The organism is Streptomyces sp. WELS2, from assembly GCF_013870595.1.
Lineage (GTDB): Bacteria > Actinomycetota > Actinomycetes > Streptomycetales > Streptomycetaceae > Streptomyces.
In genome coordinates this window covers 1-1,213 of record NZ_JACBWZ010001292.1, presented here as the reverse complement: position 1 = coordinate 1,213, position 1,213 = coordinate 1, and the positions used below count along the sequence as shown (strand labels likewise).

General features: G+C 75.7%; 2 protein-coding genes and 1 pseudogene. 2 read left to right on the top strand and 1 reads right to left on the bottom strand.

The window, feature by feature from the left end:
- Window positions 1-451: pyridoxamine 5'-phosphate oxidase family protein (locus tag H5J33_RS35840; RefSeq protein ID WP_181798811.1), on the bottom strand; the 451-nt coding region annotated here is incomplete at its 3' end.
- A 202-nt stretch (window positions 452-653) separates the two neighbouring features.
- Between H5J33_RS35840 and H5J33_RS35835 the strand changes: the two genes are divergently transcribed.
- Both H5J33_RS35835 and H5J33_RS35830 read left to right on the top strand, forming a co-directional pair.
- Window positions 654-1,034, top strand: coding sequence for a BlaI/MecI/CopY family transcriptional regulator (locus H5J33_RS35835; protein WP_181798809.1), 381 nt, complete (start codon window positions 654-656; stop codon window positions 1,032-1,034).
- Window positions 1,031-1,213 (top strand): annotated as a pseudogene (locus H5J33_RS35830) (M56 family peptidase); the annotation flags it as partial. The gene H5J33_RS35835 and the pseudogene H5J33_RS35830, both read left to right, overlap by 4 nt.

Here is a 1,213-nt window from a genome sequence, read left to right as displayed (position 1 = left end):
TCCAGGCGCCGTCCCGCATCAGATGCCGGCCGCGCAGCTCGGGCACCTCGTGCCACGCCTGCACCGCGACCGGCCGCACCTGGAAGTAGGTGTACGCCGGGCTGTCCGTGCGCGGATCCCAGCCCGTCTTCGCCGTGAACGCGTCGGCCGCCGCCACCGGCACCTCCCCGGTGCCGAAGGCCCGCACTTCCCCGTCGACCAGCACGACGTCCCGGGTGTGACCGAGGGCGAGCCGGGCGCGGCCGCCGTCCAGCAGATTGCGGCCGGTGGGGTTGGTGCCGCGCGTGCACAGCCAGAACGACTCCTCGTGCCACACGAACCACAGCGGGACGAGGCACGGCACACCGTGCGCGTCCGCCGTCGCCACCCAGATGTCGGTCTCCCGCTCCAGCCGGGCCAGCATGTCGCTCTTGCGCCGGGCCGGGGTGCGGACCCGTTCGTCGATCGTCATGCCCGGCGACGCTACCGGCCCCGCCCCGCCGGCACCTGGGGCCCGGGTCCGTGCTCGCCTGCGACCCCCGGCGTAGGTCCACGGCCCCGGCGGACCCCGCCGCCGTGGGCACCCGGCCCGACGGGGGACGGCGCCCCGCTGACTACGATGGCGTGGACGGCCTTGCGGACTGCACTACGAAGACGGGGTGAGGGACCTCCCGATGACCGACGCCAACGGCGAACGCCGGCCCGCCGGTGAACTCGAGGCGAGCGTCCTGGCCGCGCTCTGGGCCGCCGGCGCGCCCCAGACCCCCGGCCAGGTCCAGCTGAGCCTCGGTGCCGGCCTGGCCCGTACGACGGTGACGACGATCCTCACCCGGCTGTACGACAAGGGCGTGGTCGACCGGCGCCGCCAGGGCCGGGGCTACGCCTACTTCCCCGTCCAGGACGCCCAGGACGCCCACGGCCTCACCGCCCGCCGGATGCACAGCGAACTCGACCGGGACAGCGACCGCGAGACGGTGCTCGCCCGCTTCGTCGCCCAGCTCGGCCCGGACGACGAACGCATCCTGCGCGACCTGCTCGCCTCCGACGACCGATGACCGCCGTGCTCCTGCTCCTGCTCCTGCTCCCGCTGCTGCTGCCGTTCGCCCTGCCGCCCCTGGCCCGCCGGGCGCTGGACCGGCTGACCCCCGCCGCGGCGCTGTGGTCCGTCGCGGGCTGCGCGCTGCTGCTCGCCGGCTGTACGGCGGTGGCCCTCGGCGTGCTGCTCCTGCTCGGG

Coding starts and splice junctions, on each gene's coding strand:
- H5J33_RS35835 (WP_181798809.1), top strand. CDS start 654: ATGACCGACGCCAACGGCGAACGCCGGCCCGCCGGTGAACTCGAGGCG.